Origin of the sequence: Nonomuraea salmonea (genome assembly GCF_042428605.1) — a bacterium.
Lineage (GTDB): Bacteria > Actinomycetota > Actinomycetes > Streptosporangiales > Streptosporangiaceae > Nonomuraea > Nonomuraea salmonea.
Map to the genome: position 1 here is coordinate 859,777 of NZ_JBHMCF010000011.1, position 24,091 is coordinate 883,867.

General features: G+C 71.8%; 25 protein-coding genes. 6 read left to right on the forward strand and 19 right to left on the reverse strand.

All coding sequences use genetic code 11. The features are described 5' to 3' along the window. Nucleotides 1-184 precede the first annotated feature (184 nt). Nucleotides 185-1,729, forward strand: coding sequence for a bis-aminopropyl spermidine synthase family protein (locus ACFFR3_RS14340; protein WP_379483255.1), 1,545 nt, complete (start codon nucleotides 185-187; stop codon nucleotides 1,727-1,729). A gap of 276 nt (nucleotides 1,730-2,005) precedes the next feature. On the opposite strand, the gene ACFFR3_RS14345 is transcribed toward ACFFR3_RS14340, so the two are convergent. The 15 genes from ACFFR3_RS14345 to ACFFR3_RS14415 form a co-directional block, all read right to left on the reverse strand. Continuing rightward, complete coding sequence (locus ACFFR3_RS14345) at nucleotides 2,006-2,596, reverse strand: hypothetical protein (protein ID WP_379483256.1); 591 nt, start codon at nucleotides 2,594-2,596, stop codon at nucleotides 2,006-2,008. After that, nucleotides 2,596-3,420, reverse strand: a complete 825-nt coding sequence (locus ACFFR3_RS14350) for a hypothetical protein (RefSeq protein ID WP_379483257.1) — start codon at nucleotides 3,418-3,420, stop codon at nucleotides 2,596-2,598. The genes ACFFR3_RS14345 and ACFFR3_RS14350 overlap by 1 nt, the downstream gene beginning before the upstream one ends. Before the next feature lie 1,823 nt (nucleotides 3,421-5,243). Next, complete coding sequence (locus ACFFR3_RS14355) at nucleotides 5,244-5,381, reverse strand: hypothetical protein (RefSeq protein WP_345401475.1); 138 nt, start codon at nucleotides 5,379-5,381, stop codon at nucleotides 5,244-5,246. Nucleotides 5,382-5,840: 459 nt separating this feature from the next. Next, nucleotides 5,841-6,545: a VIT1/CCC1 transporter family protein gene (locus ACFFR3_RS14360; RefSeq protein ID WP_364366167.1), complete on the reverse strand. Its 705-nt coding sequence runs from the start codon at nucleotides 6,543-6,545 to the stop codon at nucleotides 5,841-5,843. Next, on the reverse strand, nucleotides 6,542-7,726 hold the full coding sequence (gene lgt, locus ACFFR3_RS14365; protein WP_417629300.1) for a prolipoprotein diacylglyceryl transferase: 1,185 nt from the start codon (nucleotides 7,724-7,726) through the stop codon (nucleotides 6,542-6,544). The genes ACFFR3_RS14360 and lgt overlap by 4 nt, the downstream gene beginning before the upstream one ends. 110 nt (nucleotides 7,727-7,836) lie before the next feature. Next, nucleotides 7,837-8,601, reverse strand: coding sequence for a DsbA family protein (locus ACFFR3_RS14370; protein ID WP_345401466.1), 765 nt, complete (start codon nucleotides 8,599-8,601; stop codon nucleotides 7,837-7,839). Continuing rightward, complete coding sequence (locus ACFFR3_RS14375) at nucleotides 8,598-9,101, reverse strand: MauE/DoxX family redox-associated membrane protein (protein WP_355431813.1); 504 nt, start codon at nucleotides 9,099-9,101, stop codon at nucleotides 8,598-8,600. The genes ACFFR3_RS14370 and ACFFR3_RS14375 overlap by 4 nt, the downstream gene beginning before the upstream one ends. A 571-nt stretch (nucleotides 9,102-9,672) precedes the next feature. Further along, complete coding sequence (gene trpA, locus ACFFR3_RS14380) at nucleotides 9,673-10,467, reverse strand: tryptophan synthase subunit alpha (RefSeq protein WP_345401463.1); 795 nt, start codon at nucleotides 10,465-10,467, stop codon at nucleotides 9,673-9,675. A gap of 87 nt (nucleotides 10,468-10,554) precedes the next feature. After that, complete coding sequence (gene trpB / locus ACFFR3_RS14385; RefSeq protein ID WP_345409700.1) at nucleotides 10,555-11,760, reverse strand: tryptophan synthase subunit beta; 1,206 nt, start codon at nucleotides 11,758-11,760, stop codon at nucleotides 10,555-10,557. Between the two features lie 38 nt (nucleotides 11,761-11,798). Further along, entirely contained in the window at nucleotides 11,799-12,638 is an 840-nt protein-coding gene (gene trpC / locus ACFFR3_RS14390; RefSeq protein WP_345401460.1) for an indole-3-glycerol phosphate synthase TrpC, read from the reverse strand. A 122-nt stretch (nucleotides 12,639-12,760) separates the two neighbouring features. Then, nucleotides 12,761-13,192: a DUF2752 domain-containing protein gene (locus ACFFR3_RS14395; protein ID WP_364366159.1), complete on the reverse strand. Its 432-nt coding sequence runs from the start codon at nucleotides 13,190-13,192 to the stop codon at nucleotides 12,761-12,763. A gap of 28 nt (nucleotides 13,193-13,220) precedes the next feature. Next, on the reverse strand, nucleotides 13,221-13,925 hold the full coding sequence (locus ACFFR3_RS14400) for a DUF4190 domain-containing protein (RefSeq protein ID WP_345401454.1): 705 nt from the start codon (nucleotides 13,923-13,925) through the stop codon (nucleotides 13,221-13,223). Nucleotides 13,926-14,035: 110 nt separating this feature from the next. Then, a complete protein-coding gene (locus ACFFR3_RS14405; RefSeq protein ID WP_345401451.1) occupies nucleotides 14,036-14,605 on the reverse strand; it encodes a Trp biosynthesis-associated membrane protein in 570 nt (189 codons plus the stop codon). Nucleotides 14,606-14,609: 4 nt separating this feature from the next. Further along, complete coding sequence (hisI, locus tag ACFFR3_RS14410; RefSeq protein ID WP_379483258.1) at nucleotides 14,610-14,957, reverse strand: phosphoribosyl-AMP cyclohydrolase; 348 nt, start codon at nucleotides 14,955-14,957, stop codon at nucleotides 14,610-14,612. A 37-nt stretch (nucleotides 14,958-14,994) separates the two neighbouring features. Next, nucleotides 14,995-15,345 carry an STAS domain-containing protein gene (locus ACFFR3_RS14415; protein ID WP_379483259.1) on the reverse strand — a complete coding sequence of 117 codons (351 nt, stop codon included), beginning with the start codon at nucleotides 15,343-15,345 and terminating at the stop codon, nucleotides 14,995-14,997. A 140-nt stretch (nucleotides 15,346-15,485) separates the two neighbouring features. Here ACFFR3_RS14415 and ACFFR3_RS14420 point away from each other — a divergent pair, with 140 nt between their 5' ends. Continuing rightward, on the forward strand, nucleotides 15,486-16,316 hold the full coding sequence (locus ACFFR3_RS14420) for an MEDS and STAS domain-containing protein (RefSeq protein WP_345401448.1): 831 nt from the start codon (nucleotides 15,486-15,488) through the stop codon (nucleotides 16,314-16,316). A gap of 4 nt (nucleotides 16,317-16,320) precedes the next feature. After that, the gene (locus tag ACFFR3_RS14425) at nucleotides 16,321-16,734 is read left to right on the forward strand and encodes an ATP-binding protein (RefSeq protein ID WP_379483260.1); all 414 of its coding nucleotides are present in this window, start codon (nucleotides 16,321-16,323) and stop codon (nucleotides 16,732-16,734) included. Between the two features lie 49 nt (nucleotides 16,735-16,783). Here ACFFR3_RS14425 and ACFFR3_RS14430 read toward each other — a convergent pair whose 3' ends face one another. After that, nucleotides 16,784-18,565, reverse strand: a complete 1,782-nt coding sequence (locus ACFFR3_RS14430) for an ABC transporter ATP-binding protein (RefSeq protein ID WP_345401442.1) — start codon at nucleotides 18,563-18,565, stop codon at nucleotides 16,784-16,786. After that, a complete protein-coding gene (locus ACFFR3_RS14435) occupies nucleotides 18,562-20,370 on the reverse strand; it encodes an ABC transporter ATP-binding protein (protein WP_345409698.1) in 1,809 nt (602 codons plus the stop codon). The genes ACFFR3_RS14430 and ACFFR3_RS14435 overlap by 4 nt, the downstream gene beginning before the upstream one ends. A 115-nt stretch (nucleotides 20,371-20,485) precedes the next feature. Here ACFFR3_RS14435 and ACFFR3_RS14440 point away from each other — a divergent pair, with 115 nt between their 5' ends. From ACFFR3_RS14440 to ACFFR3_RS14450, 3 genes are all read left to right on the forward strand, one after another. Continuing rightward, nucleotides 20,486-21,115: a TIGR03085 family metal-binding protein gene (locus ACFFR3_RS14440; RefSeq protein ID WP_345401439.1), complete on the forward strand. Its 630-nt coding sequence runs from the start codon at nucleotides 20,486-20,488 to the stop codon at nucleotides 21,113-21,115. Between the two features lie 197 nt (nucleotides 21,116-21,312). Beyond that, nucleotides 21,313-21,474: a hypothetical protein gene (locus ACFFR3_RS14445; protein ID WP_345401436.1), complete on the forward strand. Its 162-nt coding sequence runs from the start codon at nucleotides 21,313-21,315 to the stop codon at nucleotides 21,472-21,474. Between the two features lie 61 nt (nucleotides 21,475-21,535). Beyond that, on the forward strand, nucleotides 21,536-22,897 hold the full coding sequence (locus ACFFR3_RS14450; RefSeq protein WP_364366140.1) for a glutamine synthetase family protein: 1,362 nt from the start codon (nucleotides 21,536-21,538) through the stop codon (nucleotides 22,895-22,897). A gap of 6 nt (nucleotides 22,898-22,903) precedes the next feature. Here the strand turns inward: ACFFR3_RS14450 and hisF are convergent, their stop codons facing one another. Both hisF and ACFFR3_RS14460 read right to left on the reverse strand, forming a co-directional pair. After that, nucleotides 22,904-23,665, reverse strand: coding sequence for an imidazole glycerol phosphate synthase subunit HisF (gene hisF / locus ACFFR3_RS14455; RefSeq protein WP_345401430.1), 762 nt, complete (start codon nucleotides 23,663-23,665; stop codon nucleotides 22,904-22,906). Continuing rightward, entirely contained in the window at nucleotides 23,662-24,072 is a 411-nt protein-coding gene (locus ACFFR3_RS14460) for a Rid family hydrolase (RefSeq protein WP_345401427.1), read from the reverse strand. The genes hisF and ACFFR3_RS14460 overlap by 4 nt, the downstream gene beginning before the upstream one ends. Nucleotides 24,073-24,091 lie beyond the last annotated feature (19 nt).

Here is a 24,091-nt window from a genome sequence, read left to right on the forward strand (position 1 = left end):
GCCTCACCCACGCCCGAAACCTGGATACCGGTCACCCACACCCCACCGGCACCACCGTCACAGGTGGAGCACACGTGCCACTGGGGGCCGCCTTGTTCGGAGGCCACCGGTCATCGACCCCTTTCCGACCGGGCGGGCGGCCGTGGGCGGGATCTTGGGGGTGGGGCACCGATAGGGTTCGGTCATGGAGCGTGATGGGGTGGAACGGCTGCTCACCGAGGCCAGGGCCGACAGCAGGCGACTGCGGCACGCCCTGGCCCTGCTGTGCGACGGCCAGTGGTGGACGCTGGCCGGCCTGGTGAGGGAGACCGCGACGTCGCGGCGTACCATCGAGGCCCTGCTCCGCGAGCTCACGCTGGAGCACGACGGTGACCGGATGCGCGTCCCTCTCATCGACACGCCCGCCTACCAGGACCTCATCGCCGTGGCGCCGCCACCGGAGGACCCGGTGGCGCATCTCGTCCCTCACTACGCCCACGTGCTCGACCGCCTCGCCGGCCTCATCGCCAAGGCGCCGCGCGCCCGCCACGTGCTCGACCACGTCTCCGCCACGCCCGAGACCGTGCTGCGGCGGGCGCTGCTGCTCGGCGCCCGCTTCTGGCTGCCCGGCACCCGGTTGCTGTGCGTGGGCGACCACGACCTGACCTCGCTGGCCGTCAAGCTGGTGCATCCGGAGACGGACGTGACGGTGGTCGACGTGGACGAGCGCATCCTGGCCTACATCGACGAGCAGCGCCTCGGCGTCCGTACGCGCTGGGCCGACCTCCGGCTCGGCCTGCCCGCCTCGGCTCGTGACCACGACCTGGCGCTCACCGACCCGCCGTACACGCCGGAGGGCATCGGTCTGTTCGTGGCGCGCGCGGTGGAGGGGCTGCGGGACGAGGGGCGGGTGCTGCTGGCGTACGGGGCGAGCGAGCGTACCCCGATGCTGGCGCTCAAGGTCCAGCAGGAGCTGACCGAGCTCAACCTCGCCTACGAGGCCGTTTACCCCGACTTCAACCGATACTTCGGCGCGGAGGCCATCGGCTCGGCCGCCGACCTCTACCTCCTGCGCCCCACCAGCAAGACCCGCCCCGCCGTGCAGTCGCGCCTGTCCCGCCAGTCCACCGCCATCTACACGCAGGGCCCGCAGTCGATCGAGAGCGCGGGCCCGTCGGTGGCGCCGGCCGAGTCACTCGCCGGTTTCGAGCCCGACCTGCTGGTCGGCGAGTGGCCGAAGGACCTCACCCAGCCCCGTGTCAGGCTCTCGACGTGGCTGGCCAAGCCCCACGCCACCGCGCCGACCCGGGTGGCCGTCTCCGTGCCACCCGGCCTGGAGTCCGCGATCCCGCGCCTGCTGCTGGCCACCCGCGCCGCTCACGTCCGCGTCGTAGGCGCGGCTCTGCCGCCCCTGCCGGAAGTCCTCACCACCGTGTACGACGTCCGCGACGCGACCGAGACCGCCTACGACGCCGTACGCCGCCCCGAGCCCACCGCGGAGGCCGAGGCGGTGCTGCGCAGAATCCTCGACAACGGACACGCCAAGATCGCCAACACGTGGCGGGAGGCACTGATCGCCGTCGCCCGCGCCCAAGGTACGACCCTCACCAAGAACGAAGCCCGCGCCCTGATCCGCGAGGCCGCCGACTGGTCCGACGCCCTGACCCCCCTCGAAACCCCGCTGCACCACCTCTCCGCGCTGCCCTCGGCCGTCACCACCACGGTCACCGCCCTCACCACCACAACCTGACCCGCCCGCCCCCATCGGGTCTGGCCCGGCCCGTGGGGTCTGGCCCGGCAACCATCGCGCCCGGCCCGGCACCCGTCACGCAGCAGACGAGCACCCCGCCACGCCCGGCCTGAGCATCCGGCACCGTCCGCCCCGGATCAACACCAGCCATGCCCTGCCCTCATCGCGCGGCACCGTGACCCGCCTCACCCGCCTCGATTCCGCCTGGCCCGTCCATCTCCCATTGCGCAGCGGGCAGGCGAACCCAAGCCGCGCGTGCGGGCGGACCGGCAGCTCCTACGTCGCCGCCACGATGCGGCTCTGGACCACCCGTCCCAACCCATCCAGAGCGATGAGGGCGGTGACCAGTTCCTGCGCGGACGCCTTGCCGCCCACCCAGCTCACCGTCACGTAATGCCCCATCGCACGAACCTGCGCGCTGCTGCCGGCGACCTCGAAGGGGATGTCCTGCCGTACGAACGCGTCCTTGCGCAGGTCTGTCACCAGCGCGTCGGCCGCCTGCCCGTCGCTCAGGTTGAAGATGATGAACTGACCGGACACCGACCCGCCCTGGTACGTCGCCCGCAACGCCTGCGTGCACCCCTCGGCCGTGGTGCCCGAGAGCAGCTCGGAGCAGTCGGCGAACGTGTCGGCCGCGACCCGGCGCAGGGTGCCCAGGGTCTCGGCGGAGGAGGGAAAGACCTCGTCGGCGGTGAGCGGGGTGGCGTCGTTCTGGCGGCTGTCGATGGCCGCGTAGAAGGCGGAGGTCGCTTCGGTACGCAGGGCGGACGGCCGGGGCGTCTCCCTGCCCAGCCACATCCATCCGCCCACGGCGACGGCCACGACCAGCACAGCGGCCACCAGCGACAGGAACACGCGCCGGGACATCAGGACGACGGCCCCGTGATCGACACGACGCGACGGTAGACCGCCTTCTCGGCCCCGCGCAGGGCGAGGGTGAGCGAGACGTAGTCGTCCTTGGCGGTGGGCTCGGCGCCGTCCACCCGGCCCAGCCACACCAGCCCGACGTAGTGGCCGAGCGCGTAGCCGCCCGCCTCGGAGTAGCCGCCGGGCGGGAAGGCGGCCTTGCCGGAGGTCAGGGGCTGCACCCAGCCGCCCCGGTAGAGCACCTTCAGCTGCTCCACCAGGTCGCCCGCCGACTGGGCGTCCTTGAGGTTGAGCAGCGTGTACTGGCCCACGTAGCGGCCGTCGGAGCTGAGGTAGAGGCCGCGGGCGGTCTGCGTACAGCCCGCTTCGGCGGCCAGTTCGACGAGCTCCGCGCCCTGCAACGCCTGCGAGCAGTCGCGGTCGAGTCTCTTGGCGGCGAGCTTCAGCTTGAGCTTCTTGGAGACGGTCAGCTCCTTCTGGCTGAACACCTCCTTCTCCGTCAACGCCTTCCCGTCCTTCGTACGCTCGGCCACGGGGTCGAACAGCTTGGGCGAGTTCCAGCCGTGGAACACCTTGGGCAGCACCGTGTCCGGTGCGAGCACGGCCGCGGTGGCCTGCCTCTCCGGCGTGTACGTGCCCAGCGACCTGATCACCGTCACGAACCCGACCCCCGCCACGATCACGGCGACCACCGTGGAGATGATCACCAGCAGCCGCTGCCGCTCAGGCCGCATGCCCATGTCGGTGAGGACGGGGAACTGCCAGTCGGAACGCGGCGTCCGCCGCCGCTTCCGCCCCTTCCCGTCATCCTCACCACGGGCCACGCCCTCCGACGCCTCGCCGCCACTCGCCGCACTCCCGGCCGCGGCGCCCCGCCCCCGCCTACCACCTCGGGACAGCCCCTCCAGCGGCAACCCAAGACCACTCTCGTCATCCTGGCCACCGCGCGCCCGCGAACCGAAGTCCACCTCATCCTTGGCCCGCCCGCCATCACCCTTCCCCCGGCCACGGAACCCCAGCCTCCGCCGCTGCCCACCCTCATCATCCGCAGCGCCGGAACCACCCCAGAAGTCCTCATCCTCATCAGCGGGCGCCTCACCGGCCGCAGCCGCCCGCCGCCCCTTGGCAGCTCCCCGACCGCGGCCTTCCTTGGCAGCACCCCGCCCCCGACCACCGTCGACATCAGCCCGGCCATCACCCTCAGCAACAGCGGCATCGCTCCCAGCACCAGCCCGACCAACGGAGTCGCTCCCGCCGGCGGCCCAACCAAGAGGGTCACTCCCAGCGCCAGCCCGACCATGCGGGCCGCTCCCGGCACCAGCCCGACCGAAAGAGTCACTCCCGGCACCAGCCCCGCCCAGGGGGTCGCCTTCGACACCACCCCGGCCCCGGCTTTCGCTGACCGCCGCCGACGGGGCACCGCTGTCCGCGTTCGCACGCCGGCGTCCTCGACCAGCAGCGGCACGCCTACCGTCCTCCGGCCCTGGCGCCGACGAACCACCACCCGCAGACCTGCCGCCCTCATCCGTGGCCGCTCGCCGCCCACGACCGGACGCAGCCCGCCCGTCCTCGTCCGGCCCGGTCGCCGACCATTCCCCGCCGGCCGACGCCGCGGACTGCTCGGCCCGGCGAGCGGCCCTGCGCCCACGACCACTCCAAGAACGCCTGGACGCCTCACCCTCGGCCCGGCCCTCAAGAGCCGACCCCCAGATGTCATCCGCCCCCGCTACCGCCTGGCCGCTCTCCTCACGGGACGCCGCCTTCCTGTCGCTGTCGGCCGCCTCCCAGCCACCACTTCGAGCCCCACCCCCATGCCTACCGGGATCGGTCCCGGCAGCCGACCAGGCATCGCTAGGCGTGCCCGCCCCCGCTATCGGCCACCCAGCGGCATCGGTGCCGCCCGCAGCAGACTGCCCATGGCGACGCGCCCGCCGACCCCCCGAACGCGACCTCCTGCCACCCTCAGCCCCCGCCTCCGGAACCCCCTCACCAACGGAACGACCATCCCCAGCAGCCCGCCCGTCATCAACGAACCAGCTATCGGACACGGGCCGGCCGTCACCCGCCGACCCGACATCACCAGCCCGCCACCCACCGGTACCCGACCGCCCGTCCGCAGCCGACCAACCACCGGTACCCGAGCGCCCATCACTCACAGACCTCACATCACCGGCCCGCCACCCGCCAGTGCCGGCCCCTGTATCAGCAGCGGACCAACCGCCACTGTCACCCGAACCACCACCCGCAGGCCAACCACCGGTGCCCGAGCTGCCATCGCTCGCAGGCCAACCACCAGCGCCCGAACCACCGTCACCTGCGGGCCAACCACCAGTACCCGAACCACCATCGGCCGCAGGCCAACCACCGGTGCCTGAGGTGCCATCGTTCGCAGGCCAACCACCAGTACTGGACCGGGCGTCGTCGGCGGGCCAGCCGCCGGTTCCCGACCGGCCGTCACCGGCGGGCAGGGCATCGCTCAGGGGTTGGGCGTTTTCGGCGGCGCGCCTGCCACGGCCACGGCCTCGGCCCCGGCTGTCGCCGAAGGCCTCCCACCCGTCGCTGCGCTGACCGCTCACCGTACCGGCATCCGACCAAGCGCCAGGGCCGACATCGCCAGCACCTGTCCGAGCGCCGCCGGCACCGGTCCCTACGCCGTCGGCGCCCATCCCAGCACCCCCGGCACCCGTCCCAACGCCGTCGGCGCCCATCCCAGCACCGCCGCCACCCGTCCCGGCACCGCCGCCGCGCGCCTCAGCACCGCGCCCGCCCTCCATTTGAGCGCCACGGCTGCCGCGCCTTCCAGCGCTGCGCCTGCCTCGTGCCCCAGCATCACGGCCGTCGCCCGTCCCGGCGCCCCCGTAGGCATCCCCCTGACCCGCGCCCGCACCGGCGACGTAGTCCGTGCCGACGCCATAACCCCCGAAGCCCCCGGTGCCACCGTCACGGCCGTCGGCGGGAACGCCTGCGCCGGGCCAGACGCCTTCGCCGGGCCCCTGCCCGTACCCCGGCGTGGACTCGGACCCGAATCCGGATCCTGACCCGAACCCAGAACCGGACCCGAACCCAGAACCAGACCCGAACTCGGAACCGGACCCGAACTCAGATCCTGACCCGAACTCCGGGCCGACGCCGGGCTCCGGGCCGGAGCCAGTGGCAGAGCGGCGCGAGTTGGAGCGGTTGCGGCCGCGGCCGGTGCCATCGCCGCCGGAGCGGCCGGAACCAGGGTTTGCGCGTCGGCGGGCCATCACAGCCCCGCCGCCTCGATGACGTTGCCGAGGGCGAAGGTGACCGCTGCCGCCACCGCCCCCACCAGGAGTTGCCGCAGCCCGGAGTACCACCAGCTGCGGGCGGTCACCGCCGACACCAGCGCCCCTGCGGCGAACAGCGCGCAGCAGGACACCACAGCGGAGATCACCAGCTCGCGCGCCCCGAACAGGTACGGCAGCAGCGGCAGCGCCGCCCCCACCGCGAACGACACGAACGACGAGACGGCGGCCACCACCGGCGACGGCAGCTCGTCCGGCACCACGCCGAGCTCGTTACGGGAGTGCACCTCGAGCGCGCGTTCGGGGTTGCGGGAGATCTGGCGGGCGACCTCGGCGGCCAGGGCGGGCGACACGCCCTTGTCGACGAAGGTCTGGGCCAGCTCGGCCTGCTCGTCCTCGGGGTGGTGGGCCAGCTCGCGCCGCTCGACGGCGATCTCGGCCTGGGCCAGCTCGCGCTGGCTGGCGACGGAGACGTATTCGCCGCCCGCCATGGACAGGGCTCCGGCGGCCAGCCCGGCGACGCCGCCGAGCGCGACCACCCTGGGGTTGGTGCTGCCGCCGGCCACACCTGCGATGAGCGCGAAGTTCGACACCAGGCCGTCCATCGCGCCGAACACCGAGGGCCGTAGCCAGCCTCCGGTGACGTCGCGATGGTGGTGGTGGACCTCCGCGCGATCGCTCATCGGGGGTTCTTCTCCTTCGTCACGGTCTCGGCCTCCACGGGCCCCGCCTGCTCGCCCTCCTCCTGAGCCGCCGCAGAAACGACATCGTCGCCCTGCGCCGACGACCCGGACGCGGCCGGGTCAGCGCCGACCGAGGCGGAGGCGCCGGACGCGCCAGCGGCGGAGGAGCCAGGAGCATCGGAAACGGACGTGTCAGAGGCGGAGGCGTCAGAGCCCGACGCGTCGGAAGCGGAGGCTTCGGCGCCCGGCTTGTCGGTGCCGGACGGTTTGTCGCCGTCAGCCTCATCGGCCGAGGAGGCTCCGGACGGTGGCTCGCCGGACGAGCCCTCGGTGGTCGTGGACGAAGAGTCGGTGGTCGTGGACGAGGACTCGCCCGTGCCGGGGTCGGCCTGGCCGGCGCCGTGGGCCGGGTCGGGCTCGTCGGGGCCGGACTCGGGCAGCGCCACGATCTCCTCGCCCGTCTTGTTACGGGTGGCGAAGAAGTAGACCAGCGCGAGCACGAACAGCACGATCGAGGTCCACTGGTTGATGCGCAGCCCGAGGAACTCGACCGCGTGATCGACCCCGCCGACCGGGTCGATGCGCAGCCCCTCGATCCAGAAGCGGCCGAGCGTGTAGCCGGCGACGTAGAGGGCGAACAGCCTGCCGTGGTGCAGCGCGAAGCGGCGCCCCGCGAAGATGAGCAGGAAACCCAGCGCGACGTCCCACAGCGACTCGTACAGGAAGGTCGGGTGGTAGAGCACGCCGGGCTCGCCGCCGTGCTCGACGTCGATCTCGAGCCCCCACGGCAGGGTGGTCGGCGAGCCGTAGAGCTCCTGGTTGAACCAGTTGCCCCAGCGGCCGATGCCCTGCGCGAAGGCGATGCCGGGCGCGACCGTGTCGGCGACGGCGCTCATGGACAGGCCGCGTTTGCGTACGGCCAGCCAGACGCCGAGCGCGCCCAGCGAGACGGCGCCCCAGATGCCGAGGCCGCCCTCCCATATGAACAGGGCCTGGTAGGGCTCCTTGATCGCGCGGCTGCCGAAATAGGTCTGCCAGTCGGTGATGACGTGGTAGAGCCGGCCACCGATCAGGCCGAAGATGACCGCGGGAACCGCGATGTCCACGATCGTCCCCGCCTGGCCGCCGCGGGCGCGCCAGCGGCGCTCGCTCAGCCAGACGGCGACGATGACGCCGAGCACGATGCATAGCGCATAAGCCCGGATCGGGATGATTCCGAGATACCAGACCCCTTCTGAAGGGCTGGGAATCGAGGCTAGGGGCATGTCAAGCGAGGGTAGCGGAAGCGGGCCTACTTGGCCGCCTCGGTAATCTCATCACGCAGCTGCGACGGGCTGAACAGTACCTGATTGTCTATTTCTGTTCCGTTCAGTTTCACTGTCGGCGTGTGATCGAGCTTCTGCTCTTCGCTGACCTTCTTGCTGTACGCCAACTGCGCGTCGGCGTTCTTGTTGCTGGTCACGCACTGGTCGAAGCCGGGCGTGTCGACGCCGGCGTCCTTGCCCCACTGCTTGAGCTGGTCGGGCAGGAAGCCCTCCTCGGTCTCCGGAGGCTGGTTCTTGAAGAGCAGGTCGTGGAAGGCCATCCACTGCTTGCCGTCGGCGACGCAGCGGGACGCGCTGCCGGCGCGTACGGAGTTGGCCCGCGTCGGGTCCTGCGAGAAGATCGTGATCGGGTGATAGACGACCTTGGCCTTGCCCTCGGCGGCGAGGTTCTTGAAGGTCTGGCCGCTGACGCGCTCGAGCTCCTTGCAGGCCGGGCACTGGAAGTCCTCGTAGATGTCGACGACCGGCCCTGTGACGCCGTTCTGGGCCATCACCGCGGTGCCGTCGGACTGCACGGTGATCGGCGCGAGGGCGCCGAGGGCCTCCTCGGAGCGCGAGGTGCTCGCGGCGTACCACGCACCGAGGCCGACGGCCGCCACGGCGACCACGCCCGCGGTGGTGTACGTCACGATGCGGCGGCGCTTGTCGCGGGCCCGCTGGGCGGCCTGCTGCGCCTTGATCTTGTCGCGCGCGGACTGTGACTTGGTCTTGGTGCGCTCGCCCTTGCTCATCCTTCGTCCTCCCCCTCATCAACACCATTGTCGCCCCCGAGACCGAGAGCTCCGTCGAGCGCGAAACGGCCCGGCGGGAAGCGCACGGCCCACGCGCCGAGCAGCACGAGGCCGAAGTCGCGCAGGATGTCGAGCAGGTAGGTCGGCTCCTGTCCGGCACCCAGCTGGCCGCCGCCGCCGAAGCAGCCGCAGTCGATCCGCAGGCCGTTCGCCCACGCCCAGGCGATGCCGAAGACGAACGCGAACATGAGCAGTGCGGCGATCACCGCGGCCGCCCTGGTCAGCAGACCGACGACCAGCAGCACGCCGACCACGATCTCCAGGATGGGCAGTGCGTAGCCCACCGCGACGGCGATCGATTCCGGCAGCAGCTGGTACGCCTTGACCGCGACCACGGAGTCGGCCGGGTTGCCGATCTTGAGCGCGCCCGCCGCGATCAGCACCCCGCCCAGAACCAGCCGGGCGACGGTCGTCACCCAGGGTATCGCCGTTCTCGCCATCAGTGACGATTGTGACGCGGCCACTAGTGTTCTCCTCTTTCTCTGCGCCGGAAAGCGCACAGTACCCGCGACTATCCGATCACGTCCGGGATAAGCGTCAGCTAAGCGCGTATCCTGCCGCTGAACTGGGAGGTTCGCCGCAACCCACCCTCAACCGGGCAAAGATCGATCCCCCGTCCGGAACGTCAGGAACGCGCGCGCAACGCACCCTCCTGGGGCGAGGGCAGGGCGAGCCCTGCCGGCCATGCACCGAAGGACGACGGCAAGGCGCGCAGGGCGTCAGCACGTGCGAGGTGGCGGCCGAGCCTCGCCCGGGGGGCGGGAGGCAGGCCAACAGCGCACCCCACCGCGAGCGGCACGAGCCCGACCGGTGCCTCCGCACCTCGCAACCGGTGGGGGCGGGCCCTCGCACGTCAAAGGTGGTGGCCGTGGCCGCACGTCCGATGCGGCGTGCCAAGCCGATGGTACGCGTGCCGGCGCGGGTGGCGGAGCCAGGTCGGCCGCGCGCAGCCCAGAGCCGGGTGGCGGAGCGATCGGCCCGGCGCGGCCCCGTACAGGCCGCGCCGAGGCGTCAGCGGCGGACGCCCTTCGCCATGTCGCGGGCCAGGGTGGCGATCGACTCGCGGCCGGCCGCCTCGTCGGGGGCGTCGAGGATGCGGCGGATGAAGGCCGAGCCCACGATCACGCCGTCGGCGTAGCCGGCCACCTCGGCCGCCTGGGCGCCGGTGCCGACGCCGAGGCCCACGCAGACGGGCAGCTCGGTGTGGGCGCGGGTGCGCTCGACCAGGCCCTGGGCTGCGACGTTGACGGTCTCCCTCGCGCCCGTGACGCCCATGAGCGAGGCGGCGTAGACGAACCCGGTGCAGCAGTCGACGACGGCCTTGATGCGCTGCTCGGTGGAACTGGGCGCGACGAGGAACACCGTGTCGATGCCGGCCGCGGCGGAGGCCGCGCGCCAGGGCTCGGACTCCTCGGGCGTCAGGTCGGGCGTGATGGTGCCGACGCCGCCGGCGTTGGCGAGGTCGCGGGCGAACCGGTCGGCGCCGTATTTGTCGATCGGGTTCCAGTAGGTCATGACGAGCGTCGCGGCGCCGGTGGCGGCCACGCCTTCGACGGTGCGCATGACGTCGGCGATGCGGGTGCCGTTGACGAGCGAGCGGTGCACCGCGTCCTGGATGGTCGGCCCGTCCATGAGCGGGTCGGAGTAGGGCAGGCCGATCTCGATGACGTCGCAGCCGGCCTCCACCAGGGCCGCGGCGGCGGCGACGGCGCCGTCTTTCGACGGGAAGCCCGCGGGCAGGTAGCCGACGAGCGCGGCCCGGTTGTCCGCCTTCGCCTTGGCGAAGACCGTCTGAAGAGTCGTCATGTCTGTCCGTTCCGAAGGTCGAATCCCACCATGATGCCCTGCTCGGCGCCCGGCCCGAAGCCTTCGGGCGTCAGCGGGCCGGCGGTGTCACAGGTTGAAGTACTTCATGGCCGTGCCCATGTCCTTGTCGCCGCGCCCGGAGAGGTTGACCAGGATGATCGCCTCGGGGCCGAGCTCGCGGCCCAGCTCGAGCGCGCCGGCGAGCGCGTGGGAGGACTCGATGGCGGGGATGATGCCCTCGGTCCTGGCCAGCAGCGAGAACGCGGCCATCGCCTGGTCGTCGGTGACGCCGTGGTAGGTGGCGCGGCCGGTGTCCTTGAGCCAGGCGTGCTCGGGGCCGACGCCGGGGTAGTCGAGGCCGGCGGAGATCGAGTGGGACTCGATGGTCTGGCCCTCGTCGTCCTGCAGGACGTAGGTGCGCGAGCCGTGCAGCACGCCGACCGAGCCGGCGGTGAGGGTGAGCGCGTGCTCGCCGCTCTCCAGGCCGTGGCCTGCGGCTTCGTAGCCGTGCAGCTGGACGCCCTCGTCGCCGATGAAGGCGTGGAAGGCGCCGATGGCGTTGCTGCCGCCGCCGACGGCGGCGCAGACCGCGTCGGGCAGCCGGCCGGTCAGCTCGAGCATCTGGCGGCGGGCCTCGACGCCGATGATGCGCGCGAAGTCGCGCACGATCTCGGGGAACGGGTGCGGGCCCGCGACGGTGCCGAACAGGTAGTGGGTGGTGTCGACGTTGGTCACCCAGTCGCGGAACGCCTCGTTGATGGCGTCCTTGAGTGTCTGGGAGCCGTTGGTGACGGGCACCACGGTCGCGCCGAGCAGCTTCATCCTGGCGACGTTGAGCGCCTGGCGCTCGCAGTCGACGGCGCCCATGTAGATGACGCACTCGAGGCCGAGCAGCGCGGCGGCGGTGGCGGTGGCCACGCCGTGCTGGCCGGCGCCGGTCTCGGCGATGACCCGCTTCTTGCCCAGCCGCTTGGTCAGCAGCGCCTGGCCCAGCACGTTGTTGATCTTGTGGGCGCCGGTGTGGGTGAGGTCTTCGCGCTTGAGTATGACGCGCGCGCCGCCGGCCTGCTCGCTGAAGCGCGGCACGTCGGTCAGCGTGGTGGGACGGCCGGCGTAGGTGCGCAGCAGGTGGTCGAACTCCTTGATGAACTGCGCGTCGTTCTTGGCCTTCTCGTAGACCGCGGCCACCTCGTCGAGCGCCGGGATGAGCGCCTCGGGCACGTATCGGCCACCGAAGATGCCGAACTTGCCGTGCACGTCGGGGTCGTCGCCGTGCGCGCCGTTGCCCGCCAGGTCGGCGGCGGTCAGGATGGTGCCTTCGTTTGCCACTGCTATCCCTCTGCTGAGTGGTCGGGGCGCGTCGACGGATGAGCACCGGCGGTCACCAGCGCCTCCACTGCCTTGCGCGGATCCTTGCCGGTGACCAGGCTCTCGCCCACCAGCACGGCGTCGGCGCCGGCCCTGGCGTAGGCGAGCAGGTCGTGCGGGCCGCGCACGCCCGACTCCGCGATCTTGATGACATTATCCGGGATCTTGGGCACGATCTTCGCGAAGACGTCGCGGTCGACCTCGAGTGTCTTGAGATTTCTCGCGTTGACCCCGATGACCCGCGCGCCGGCCGCGACGGCCCGCTCGAGCTCCTCTTCTGTGTGCACCTCGACCAGCGGGGTCAGCCCGATGGACTCGGCGCGCTCGATGAGCGAGACCAGCGCCTCCTGCTCCAGGCAGACGACCATGAGCAGGGCCAGGTCGGCGCCGTGGGCGCGGGCCTCCCAGAGCTGGTAGGAGGTGAGGATGAAGTCTTTACGCAGGATCGGGATGTCGACCCGGGCGCGGACGGCGGCGAGGTCGTCGAGGCTGCCGCCGAACTTGCGGCGCTCGGTGAGCACGCTGATGACGTGGGCGCCGCCCGCTTCGTAGTCGGCCGCCAGCGCGGCGGGGTCGGCGATCGCGGCGAGCGCGCCCTTCGACGGGCTGGAGCGCTTGACCTCGGCGATCACCGAGATGCGGTCGCCCCCGAGCGCGGCCATGGCGTCTCTGGGCGGCTGCGCCCGCTCGGCTCGCTGCTTGAGCTCGTCAATCGAGACGGCCTGCTGACGTGCGGCGAGGTCGGCGCGCACCCCGTCGAGGATGTCGTCGAGGACACTCGGCCCTTCCGTCCGCTCACTCACGCGCTGAGGTCCCTCCGGTCGGCTTCTGGGGGTGTGGCGGAGAGTTCGCGTCGGCGTCCGCTCTCTGCCTTGTCCTGCGATGGTATCGGCCTCAGCGAGGCGCCCTCACCACCGGTCCCCGCCTATGGGGCGAGGAACGCCCCGAAAGGCAGATTACGGACTACCCAGTAGACCATGACGACCACGATGAACGCCCACAGCCACGCCGGGTGGGGCACGGCGGTGCTCATGGACCTGCCCCGCCACGCGCGCACGACCCAGCGCCCCCACCAGAACAGCAGGATCGGCAGCATGACCACCAGCAGGGGGTTGAGGCCGAGCGCCGCCACGGGGTCGAGGTGGGCCAGCGCGTGCATGGTGCGCAGCGTGCCGCAACCCGGGCAGTAGAGGCCGGTGACCCACAGGAACGGGCAGGTCGGGTAGTGGCCTGGCTCGTTGGGGTCGACCACGGCGGCGACCACGAAGGCCGAGCAGGTGACGGCCGCGACGCCGAGCGGCGGGAGCAGGACCTTCAGGCGCCGCGTGCCGGTCCGCTCGGTTGTCGCGTGGCTCATGTCCTCAGTATCCGCCTTTCCTGGATGCTCAGTAGTCGTACGTGGCGGTGGCCGCGGTGCTCAGCCCGATGAGCGAGAGCAGCATGCCGCCGAAGATGATCCAGCCCAGCACCCAGAGCACGACGGTGATGTAGGAGGTGACCAGGCCGCCGACGGCCATGCCCGAGCCCTCTTCGCCGGTGCGCTTGATCCGGTTGAGCGCGATGTGGCCGAGGATCACGCCGGGGATGCTGGTGAGCCCGCAGAAGACCAGGCCGATGATGCCGAGGACGAGCGAGGCGACCGCCATGCCGTTGGTGGAGCGGGGCTGCTGGGGCGCGCCGTAGTAGCCCTGTTGCTGCTGGTCGTAGCCGTAGCCCTGCTGCTGGGAGTAGCCGCCGCTGGGGGGCATCTGGCCGTAGCCGAGGTCCTGCGGGTAGCTGGGTGGCTGCTGACCGTAGCCGCCGCCGCTCTGCGGCTGCTGACCGTAGCCGCCGCCGCTCTGCGGCTGCTGGCCATAGCCGCCCCCGCTCTGCGGCTGCTGACCGTAGCCTCCGCCGCCGCTGGGAGGCTGCTGGTTGTACCCGCCACCTCCGCTCGGGGGCTGCTGGCCGTAGCCGCCGCTCTGGGCCTGCTGACCATAGCCTCCGTCGTAGCCCGGCTGCTGCTGGCCGTAGCCGGGCTGCTGCCCGTAGCCGCCGCCCGGTGGTTGCGCGCCGTAGCCGCCGCTACCGCTCTGATCCCCGTAGCTCATGAGCTGGCTCCTCAATCATTCGTGGCGAGTTGATACGGCAGCTTAGTGAGGAATTCTTTGCCAAGAAGACAAGGACTCAGAACAGTGGAGGTTTCGACATCGGGCCGTGTTCAGCGGCCTTCTGTGGGGTCGTCGCCCCTGTCGAGCGCCTCCCAGAGCGCCCTGTCGTCGGTGACCTGCGCCTTCGCCTCGCCGGGCGTGTCCTGGGCCCGGTCGTAGCGGGCGGACATGCCCGCCCACCGGGCGCCGCGCACGATCGCGGTGACGCCGCCGGCGAGCATCAGCAGCGCGCCCGCCGCCGCGACGGCGGGCCACAGCGGCGCGGTCTCCCACGGCACGTCGGTGGCGCCGCGCAGCGCGTTCTGCTCGGCGAGCCAGCCGGTGACATTGGACGCGCCGAGCGCCGTCCAGGTCGCCGCCGCGGCGCCCGCGCCGCACAGGGCGAGCACGGCGCCGACGACGCGGCGGCCGGTGCCCTTGCTGGCGAGCACGGCCACCACCCCGGCGAGCCCGGCCAGCGCCACGGGGGTGAGGACGGGGCTGAGGTCGCCGCCGGTGGGCGCGGCCACGCCGCTCTGGAGCACCCGCGCCCAGTCCTGCCCGGCCGCGACGAGCACCAGCAGGCAGCCGAGCGCGGTCGCGGCGACCCAGATCCACAGCTCCCGCTTGTCGCTGCGCATGGTGTCAGCCGATCACGATCTCGAACTGGTCGGCGTCGAAGCAGGTGCGGTCGCCGGTGTGACAGGCCGCGCCGACCTGGTCGACCTTGACCAGCAGGGTGTCGCCGTCGCAGTCGAGCGCCACGGACTTGACGTGCTGGACGTTGCCCGAGGTGCCGCCCTTGACCCACAGCTCCTGGCGGCTGCGCGACCAGTAGGTGGCCCTGCCGGTGGTGAGCGTCCGATGCAGGGCCTCGTCGTTCATCCAGGCCAGCATGAGCACCTCGCCGGTGTCGTACTGCTGGGTGATCGCGGGCACCAGGCCGTCGGGGTTGCGCTTCAACCGCGCGGCGATCTTCGGGTCGAGGGACATGCTGCCATTCAACCAGGCCACCGCCGCGCCCCCGCCGTCAGGCGAGCGCCTCGGGGAGGGTGTCGTAGATGGGGAAGAGCGGTGCGAGGTTCGTCCTGCGGAGCCTGCGCAGCACCTGGCCGTCGGGGGCGACGAGCGCCATCGTACGGTCGCGCTCGCGCAGCGAGGCGAGCAGCCGCACCAGCACGCCGAGGCCGGTGGTGTCGATGAAAGTCAGCGCTGTCAGATCCACGACGAGTTTGGAGTCGTGAGCGGCGACCGCTTCGTCCAGACATTTCCGCACTTGGGAGACATTGTCGACGTCCATCTCCCCCGCCAGTCTCACCACCACCGAACTCCCATGATGGTGTCGCGACATCTCCAGCACATCCACGCCCATGCTCCTCATAACCCCTCCCGTGGGCGGCTCCGCCGAAAACGTACACCGGACCGGACCGGATCACCGTGCGTTTTGCTGAGAATGCGGTACGTGATCACATCCGGGCGAGTACTTTCTGACTCGACCGCGTGCTAGGGGAGGGCAGGATCGTGGTGCACGTCGCGGGCTCCGTCCTGGATCCGGATCTGGGCGATCATGTCTGCCTGCCGTTCGACGGCGAGCGGGAGCGGATGACGCTCACGCGGGCGTTCACGGTGAACGGCCTGCGCCGCCGTACCAAAGTGGTGATCATCACCCACACCGACACCCCCGAGCGCACGCGCGGGTGGCTGGCGCCGCTGGTGCCGGGGTTCGCCGACGCCGAGCAGGCCGGCCAGATCAAGATCCTGGCCTGCGCCGACACCCACTTCACCGACGGCTTCCTCGACCCCGCGCGGCTGCACGCCGAGCTGGCCGACGCCCGCGACCAGGCGCGCAGGGACGGCAGGCACGGCGTGTACGCGCTGGTCGACGCCTCCTGGGGGCTGGGCGACGTGCCGGGGCACGAGGCGTTCGAGGCGGCCGTCAACGAGCTGTTCGGCGAGGGCTGGCTGGCGGCGGTCTGCCAGTACGACCGCGGCGTCTTCCCCCGCGACGCCCTCGACCGCGCCGCCGCCGTGCACCCGATCTCCCCCGAGCAGGCGCTGCTGCGCTTCGCGCACGCCGAGTCGGGGCTGCGGGTGTGGGGCGACGTCGACCTGACCAACAGGCCCGCGTTCGCCTCCCTGCTCGAGCGGCTGGAGAAGGAGCCGGGCGAGGTGGTGATCGACGCGGCCGGGCTCGAGTTCATCGACGCGGGCTCGGCCCAGCTGCTGACGATGACGGCGATGGCCAGGCCGCGCGGCACGACGACGGTGCTGTGCCGCGACCCGATGGCCCGGGTGCTGCGGCTGATCGGGGCGGACGAGTACATCGCCGTACGACGGGCGGACGATGTGTAGACGGGTGCTCTGCACCGCTTTCGCCCGCGGCCGCATCACGCTCCTGCGCAGGACCGTCACCGAGCACGCCAGGGCCGAGGGGCTGACCGGCCGCGGCCTGGAGGACTTCGTGCTGGCGGCCAACGAGATCGTCACGAACGCGGTCCTGCACGGCGGCGGTCACGGCCGGCTGCGGCTGTGGTCGCACGCCGGCCGGCTGTGGTGCGAGGTCAGCGACGAGGGCCCGGGGCTGCCCGCCGGGTGGATGGGCGACGGGCGCCCGCCCGAGGGGCTCGACTTCCGCGGGCGGGGGCTGTGGCTGACCGGCATGCTGTGCGACCAGGTGATGGTCGTGTCGGGGCCGGCCGGCACGACGGTGATGTTCTCAGCGCTGCTGAGCGACGCGCCGAACCGCGAGCCGGCCGCCGCCCTCCTCTGACCGCCCTCCTCTGACGCCCTCCTCAGACCGCCCTCATAGGAGCGCCCTCCTATGAGCGGGCCGCCGACACCCAGGAGGCGTGCAGGTCGGCGTACACGCCGGGCGCGCCGACCAGCTCGGCGTGCGGGCCGCGCTGCACCAGGCGGCCCGCGTCGAAGACCAGCACCTCGTCGGCGTTCTCCGCGGTGGACAGCCGGTGGGCGATGGAGATCGCGGTGCGTCCCCTGGTGACGCCTTCTAGCGCGCGGGCCAGGCGTACCTCGGTGGCCGGGTCGACGGCGGAGGTGGCCTCGTCCAGCAGGAGCAGGTCGGGGTCGGCGAGGTAGGCGCGGGCCAGCGCGACGAGCTGCCGCTCCCCCGCCGACAGTGACTCGCCGCGCTGCCCGACCGGCGTGGCCAGGCCCGCGGGCAGGCCCTCCAGCCAGTCGGCCAGGCCCAGCTCGGTCAGCGCCAGCTCGATCTCCTCGGTGGTGGCCGACGGCTTGCCGTAGCGGATGTTGTCCTCCAGCGTGCCGTCGAACAGGAAGCCGTCCTGCGGCACCATGACGATGCGCTCGCGCAGCGAGGAGAAGCGCACGTTCCGCAGGTCGTGGCCGTCCACGGTGACGCGGCCCGCCGCCGGGTCCATGAGCCTGGTCAGGAGCTTGGCGAACGTCGTCTTGCCCGAGCCGGTCTCCCCCACCACGGCCACCCGCGAGCGCGGCGGGATGGCGAGCGTGATCTCGCGCAGCACGGGCGCGCCGCCGGGGTAGGAGAAGTGCACCTCCTCGAAGGCCACCTCGATGGGGCCGCGCGGCAGCACCACGCCCTGCTCGCCCGGGTCGGCGACGTCGGGCGGGGTGTCGAGCACGCCGAGGATGCGGCGCCAGCCCGCGACCGCGTTCTGGGCCTCGTTCAGCACCTCGGTGGCGGTCTGCAGCGGCGAGACGAACAGCGTCACGAGGAACAGGAACGCCACCAGCTCGCCCTGCGTGATGCCGCCCGACAGGCCGAGCTGCACGCCGAGCAGCACGATGCCGGCGATGGCGACCGCGGCCACGATCTCGGTCAGCGGGAAGACGAACCCGACGATGGTCTGCGCCCGAACCTGGGCCTTCCTGTTGGCGTCCACGGCCCGGTCGACGCGCTCGGCGGTGCGCCGCTCGGAGGCGTAGGCCCTGATGACGGCGGCGCCGACCACCGACTCGCTGACCGCGGCCAGCATGTCGCCGGTGCGCTCGCGCACGGTCGTGTACGCCCGCGACAGCAGCCGCTGGAAGCGCGGCAGGGCGATCATCAGCGGGATGAAGCAGACCCACACCAGCAGCGTGAGCTGCCAGGAGTAGACGAACATCAGCACCGTGGCCACGAAGAGCTGGCCGAACGACACGATGATCATCAACCCGCCCCACTGCATGAACGTGCTGATCTGGTCGATGTCGTTGGTGACGCGGGAGACCAGGGCGCCGCGGCGCTCGGTGTTCTGGGTGAGCACCGACAGGTCGTGCACGTGGCGGAAGCCGCTGACGCGCAGGGTGGCGAGCGAGGACTCGGTGGCCTTGTAGAGGCGGACGTTCATGACGTACCCGGCAAGGGCCGTCAGCACCACCGCGGCGGCGCAGATCACCACGGCCTTGGTGATGTACGAGACGTCGGGAGTGCCGTTCTTGAGCCCGGTGTCGATGGTCTGCTGCACCGCGACCGGCACGATGACCTTGCCCAGGGTGGCGATCACGGCCAGCGCCAGCGTGCCGAGCAGGCCCTTGCGGAACTCGGGCGTCAGCGACAGGCCCTGGCGGATCGTGGCCAGCGCGGAGCGCTCGGCGTTGCCGTGGATGCTCTGCGCGGTCATGCGCTGACCCCTTCTTCCTCGATGTCTATGTCCGCGTCGATGTCCGACAGCTCGATCGCGGTGCGCTCGGCCTCCTCGCGCTCGTAGGCGGTCACCAGGTTGCGGTAGCCGTCGCAGCGCTTGAGCAGCTCGTCGTGGGTGCCGCGGTCGACGACGCGGCCGTGGTCGAGGTAGACGACCTCGTCGGCCAGGGCGATGGTGGCCATCCGGTAGGCGACGACCACGACGGTGGACGCCTCGGCGGCGTCCCGCAGGCCGTACAGGATCTTGCCCTCGACCTGCGGGTCCACGCTGGAGGTGGCGTCGTCGAGGATGAGCAGTCGAGGGCGGCGGGCCACCGCGCGGGCCAGGGCCAGGCGCTGGCGCTGGCCGCCGGACAGCGAGGCGCCGCGCTCGCCGACGCGGGTGGCGAGGCCGTCGGGCAGCCGGCCGACGAAGCCGTCGGCCTGGGCCAGGCGCAGGGCGGCCCAGACGTCGTCGTCGGAGACCTCGACACCGAGGGCGACGTTGCCGCGTACCGTGTCGTCGAACAGGAACGTCTGCTGCGGCACCAGCGCCACGGAGGCGGCCACGGCGCCGTAGGGCAGCTCGCGCAGGTCCACGCCGTCGAGCAGCACCCGCCCCGAGTCGGGGTCCACCAGCCGCACCAGGAGCTGCACGAGCGTGGACTTGCCCGACCCGGTGGGGCCGACCAGCGCGACGGTGCGCCCGGCGGGGACGTCGAAGGTGACGTCGTGCAGCACCTGGGCCTCGCCGTAGGCGTAGGAGACCCCGCTGACGCTCAGCTCGGCGGGGGCGTCGGAGGCCGTGGCGGCGGCGGTGCCGTACTCCATGGAGCCGTCGGCGTCGAGCACGGCCTGCACCCGCTGCCAGCCGACGACGCTGCGCGGCAGCTCGGCCAGCACCCAGCCGAGCGCCCTGATGGGGAAGGCCAGCAGCGTGAACAGGTAGGCCACCTCCACCAGGCCGCCGGGGTCGATCGCGCCCGCGGACAGCCGGGCCGCGCCGACGGCCAGCACGGCGAGCACGCCGAGCGTGGGCAGCGCCTCCAGCATGGGGTCGAACAGGCCGCGTACGCGGCCGACGGCGATGTTGGCGTCGCGCAGCTCGTGGGCGCGCCGCCGGAACCGGTCGGTCTCCAGCTCCTCCCTGCCGAGCGTCTTGACGACGAGCGCGCCGTCGAAGCTCTCGTGCGCGATCTCGCTGACCTCGGCGCGCAGCTGCTGCGCGCGGGTCGCCAGGGGGCTGAGCCTGCGCTGGTAGAGCAGGTTGAGCACGGCGATGGCCGGGAAGATGAGGAAGCCCACGAGCGCCAGCACCGGGTCGGTCACCACCATCGCGACCGCCGCGGTGACCAGCATGACGATCACGCCGACGGCCATGGGCAGCGGCGCGAGCGGCGCCCAGGCGGCCTCGGCGTCGGCGCTGGCGTTCGACAGCAGCTGCCCGGTGGGGTGCCGGTGGTGCCAGGCCAGCGGCAGCCGCAGGTACTGCTTGGTGACGTCGCGGCGGGAGCGGGCCTGCATGCGGTACTGCAGGACGCCGGCCAGGATGCGGCGCCCCGCCACGCCGATCGCCTTGAGCAGCGCGGCGCCGACGATGAGCAACACGCCGGTCCACATCGCGCCCGCGGCGACCTCGCCGTCGGCGAACGCGGCCAGCACCACGTTCTGGGACGCCCACCCGAGGGCGGAGGCGGAGGCGACCGTCATGCCGCCGTAGACGGCGCTGGCCAGCACCGCAAGGGTGAAAACCAGCTTCTCGGTGCGAACGGCCACCCCAAGGACGCGGAGTCCTTGACGCATCACGGCCGAGGTGACCTTGCTCGCCACTCGGTGGGTTTCCTCTCATGTCTGTTGTTTGTACGTATGTCACTATCACGCCCGATCAGTCGGTTATTCCCAGCGGTAGGCTGATCACGTGACTCACGCTCGTGGCGAACGCACCGCGCTCTGCGATCTGCTCGACCGGCTCGGCCCCGAAGCGCCGACCCTGTGCACGGGCTGGACCACCTACGACCTGGCCGCGCACCTCGCGCTGCGCGAACGCAGGCCCGACGCCATGGGCGGCATCGCGCTCAAGCCGCTCGCCGGCTACACCGCCTCGGTGCAGCGGCGGCTGAAGGACCGCCACCCCTACCCCGAGCTGGTCGGCCTGGTCCGCAAGCCGGGCGGCGTCTACGGCCTGCTGCCCGCGCTCGACGAGGCGGTCAACACGCTGGAGATGTTCGTCCACCACGAGGACGTGCGCCGCGCCCAGCCGGGCTGGGAGCCGCGCGAGCTGCCCGAGGACCTCGAGCGGCTCATCTGGAAGCGGGTCTCCACCGGCGCCCGGCTGATGCTGCGCAAGTCGCCCGTGGGCGTGGTGCTGCACCGGCTCGGCGGCGGCGTGGTGCTCGGCGGCCCCAAGGGACACGCCCGGGTCGAGGTCACCGGCAGGGCGGCGGAGCTGCTGATGTTCTGCTTCGGGCGGCAGGAACACGCCCGGGTGGAGCTCACCGGGGATCCGGCCGCGGTGGCCGCGCTGCGCGAGGCCACCCTGGGCGTCTGACCTTCCCGGGTCAGGGCGGCCGAGGGTTTCGGATGCGCGGAAAAACCGGCGGGGCAGGCGCTCGCGCGCCGTCCGCTGCCCTTACCATGGCATAGGAAAGAAGCCCCCCGGTTAGGATCATGTACATCTTCAGAGATGCCTAAGGATCGCCCAGACTCGGGTATATACGGCTGGGAACGAACTGCAGGAGGCCCCCCATGCAGGTCAAGAAGGTGATCACCTACGTGGCTGTCGCGTTCGTGGTCTTCTACCTGTTCACCCGGCCGGCCCAAGCCGCCGCCGCGGTCAACGGTGTGTTCGACGGAATCGTCCACGGAGCCAATCAGCTGGCGGTGTTCTTCTCGAGTGTGCTGACCTGACGGGTGGTTCTGTCTGCGTGAGGTGCTTCCCCGCGCTGCCCAATCGTGTTACGCAGACAGGATGACAGATCGCCTCACCGGCACCAGACTTCATCAGCTCGACGCCGCCGCCAGGCGCGTCCTCGAACGAGCCGAGCTCGAGGGCATCGAGCTGATCCGTTTCCTGTACGCCGACCACGCAGGCGTGATCCGCGGCAAGGCGGCGGCACGGTCCCGGCTGGCCGAGCGGCTCAGCTCGGGCATCGGCCACACGGTGGCCATGATGGCGATGAACATGCTCGACCAGTTGCAGGAGGTCGAGCACATGGGCCCGGTGGGTGAGGTGCGCATCGTGCCCGACGCCACCACGTACGTCCCGCTGCCGTACGCGCCCGGCGCCGCGGCGATGCTGTCGGACCTGCGCATGCCCGACGGCTCCCCGTGGGCGGCCTGCCCCCGCACGTTCCTGAAGGACGCCGTCGCGGAGCTGCGCGCCGAGGGCTACACGCTGGAGGCGGCCTTCGAGCCGGAGTTCACGCTCGGCCGCCGGCTGCCCGACCCGTCGGGCGGGCCCGACCGGCTGGTGCCGATCGACGACTCGCTCTGCTACGCGGCGATCGGCTTCGACACCGCCCACGACTACGCGATCAAGCTGGTACGCGCGCTGGAGACACAGGGGCTGCGCGTCGAGCACTACCATCCCGAGCTCGGCCCCGGCCAGCAGGAGCTGTCGATCCGCCACGCGCCCGCGCTGCGCGCCGCCGACAACCACGTCCTCTACCGCGAGACCGTGCGCGGCGTGGCGCTGCGCATGCAGATGTGGGCCTCGCTGGCCCCCAAACCGCTGGCCGACCAGGCCGGCAACGGCGCCCACCTGCACCTGTCGCTGTGGAGCGACACGCGCAACGTCTTCGCCTCCGACAACGAGGTGCGTGACGGCTTCATCGGCGGCCTGCTCGCCCACCTGCCCGCCCTGACGGCGCTGACCTGCGGCAGCGTCAACGGCTTCCGCCGGCTGGCGCCGCGCATGTGGGCGAGCGCGTACGCGGTGTACGGCCCCGACAACCGCGAGGCCGCCGTGCGCGTCTGCTCCCCGCTGGGCGAGAGCGGCGAGCCCAACCTGGAGCTGAAGCCGTCCGACTCGGCGGCCAACCCCTACCTGTCGCTCGGCGCGGTCATCCACGCCGGCCTCGACGGCATCAGGCGCAAGCTCGACCCGGGCGAGGCGGTGGAGGTCGACCCCGACACCCGGCCTGGCCGCTATCCGCGCCTGCCGTCCTCACTGGACGAGGCGCTGGACGCGCTGGAGGCCGACGAGGTGCTCATGGAGGCGCTCGGACCGCTGCGGCGCAGCGCGTATCTGGCCGTCAAGCGGTCCGAGGCCGCGGCGTTCGCCGGCAAGGACACCTCCTACGAGCTCTTCCACCACCTGCGGGTGTTCTGAGCCCGCTCAGCGGACGGGGTGGCCCGCGTTCCTGAGCGTCTCCTTGACCTCGGAGATCTTCAGCGTGCCGAAGTGGAACACGCTGGCCGCCAGCACCGCGTCGGCGCCCGCCGCCACGGCCGGAGGGAAGTCCTCCAGGCGGCCGGCACCGCCGCTGGCGATCACCGGTACCCGTACGGCCGCCCTGACCGCGTGCAGCATCTCCAGGTCGTAGCCGTCGAGCGTGCCGTCGCCGTCCATGGAGTTGAGCAGGATCTCGCCGGCGCCCAGCTCCTCGCCCCTGGCCGCCCACTCCACCGCGTCGATGCCGGTGCCGCGCCGCCCGCCGTGGGTGGTCACCTCGAAGCCGCTGGCCGTCCCCGGCGCCCGCCTGGCGTCCACGGACAGCACGACGCACTGCGCGCCGAACCGCCTGGACGCCTCGGTGAGCAGCTCGGGCCTGGCGATGGCGGCCGTGTTGAGCGACACCTTGTCGGCGCCCGCCCGCAGCAGCCGGTCGACGTCGTCGGCCGACCGCACGCCGCCACCCACGGTCAGCGGGATGAAGACCTGCTCGGCCGTCCTGCGCACGACGTCGAGCATGGTCTCGCGCTCCCCTGAGGAGGCGGTGATGTCGAGGAAGGTCAGCTCGTCGGCGCCCTCCTCGTCGTAGCGCCTGGCCAGCTCGACGGGGTCGCCCGCGTCGCGCAGGTTCTCGAAGTTGACGCCCTTGACCACGCGCCCGGCGTCCACGTCGAGACAGGGGATGACTCTTACCGCCACGGTCATGTTCGCAGTGCCTCGATCTCGATCTCTACCAGCATTCTCGGGTCGACCAGCCCGGCCACCCGTACGCCGGTGCACGCGGGGCGCACCTTGGCGAAGACCGCGTGGATCGCCTTGCCCACGGGGTCGAAGTGACGTTGCTCCACCACGTAGTAGCGGACCATGACGACGTCCTCACGCGTCAGGCCGCCCATCAGGACGGCTTCGAGCGCGATCTCGATCGCGGTCAGGGCCTGCCGATGCGGGTCTCCGACGTGGCGTACCTCTCCGTCGACCGTGGCCGTGCAGCCGGACACGATCACTCGCCCGCCCGCCACCACCGCGCGGGCGTAACCGTACTTCTCCTCCCAGATGCCGCCCGAGAACACCCGGTAACCGGTGCTCTCCATGCCGATGCTGCTGATGCTCATCTCGCCCCCTCCCGGCACA

Coding starts and splice junctions, on each gene's coding strand:
- hisI (WP_379483258.1), bottom strand. CDS start 14,957: ATGTCCCTCGACCCGAAGATCGCCGCGCGGTTGAAGCGCAACCCCGAC.
- ACFFR3_RS14375 (WP_355431813.1), bottom strand. CDS start 9,101: ATGGCGAGAACGGCGATACCCTGGGTGACGACCGTCGCCCGGCTGGTT.
- ACFFR3_RS14435 (WP_345409698.1), bottom strand. CDS start 20,370: ATGCGTCAAGGACTCCGCGTCCTTGGGGTGGCCGTTCGCACCGAGAAG.
- ACFFR3_RS14340 (WP_379483255.1), top strand. CDS start 185: ATGGAGCGTGATGGGGTGGAACGGCTGCTCACCGAGGCCAGGGCCGAC.
- ACFFR3_RS14360 (WP_364366167.1), bottom strand. CDS start 6,545: ATGAGCGATCGCGCGGAGGTCCACCACCACCATCGCGACGTCACCGGA.
- ACFFR3_RS14345 (WP_379483256.1), bottom strand. CDS start 2,596: ATGTCCCGGCGCGTGTTCCTGTCGCTGGTGGCCGCTGTGCTGGTCGTG.
- ACFFR3_RS14405 (WP_345401451.1), bottom strand. CDS start 14,605: ATGCGCAGCGACAAGCGGGAGCTGTGGATCTGGGTCGCCGCGACCGCG.
- ACFFR3_RS14430 (WP_345401442.1), bottom strand. CDS start 18,565: ATGACCGCGCAGAGCATCCACGGCAACGCCGAGCGCTCCGCGCTGGCC.
- ACFFR3_RS14445 (WP_345401436.1), top strand. CDS start 21,313: ATGCAGGTCAAGAAGGTGATCACCTACGTGGCTGTCGCGTTCGTGGTC.
- ACFFR3_RS14395 (WP_364366159.1), bottom strand. CDS start 13,192: ATGAGCCACGCGACAACCGAGCGGACCGGCACGCGGCGCCTGAAGGTC.
- ACFFR3_RS14400 (WP_345401454.1), bottom strand. CDS start 13,925: ATGAGCTACGGGGATCAGAGCGGTAGCGGCGGCTACGGCGCGCAACCA.
- hisF (WP_345401430.1), bottom strand. CDS start 23,665: ATGACCGTGGCGGTAAGAGTCATCCCCTGTCTCGACGTGGACGCCGGG.
- ACFFR3_RS14370 (WP_345401466.1), bottom strand. CDS start 8,601: ATGAGCAAGGGCGAGCGCACCAAGACCAAGTCACAGTCCGCGCGCGAC.
- trpA (WP_345401463.1), bottom strand. CDS start 10,467: ATGACGACTCTTCAGACGGTCTTCGCCAAGGCGAAGGCGGACAACCGG.
- ACFFR3_RS14415 (WP_379483259.1), bottom strand. CDS start 15,345: ATGAGGAGCATGGGCGTGGATGTGCTGGAGATGTCGCGACACCATCAT.
- ACFFR3_RS14450 (WP_364366140.1), top strand. CDS start 21,536: ATGACAGATCGCCTCACCGGCACCAGACTTCATCAGCTCGACGCCGCC.
- ACFFR3_RS14460 (WP_345401427.1), bottom strand. CDS start 24,072: ATGAGCATCAGCAGCATCGGCATGGAGAGCACCGGTTACCGGGTGTTC.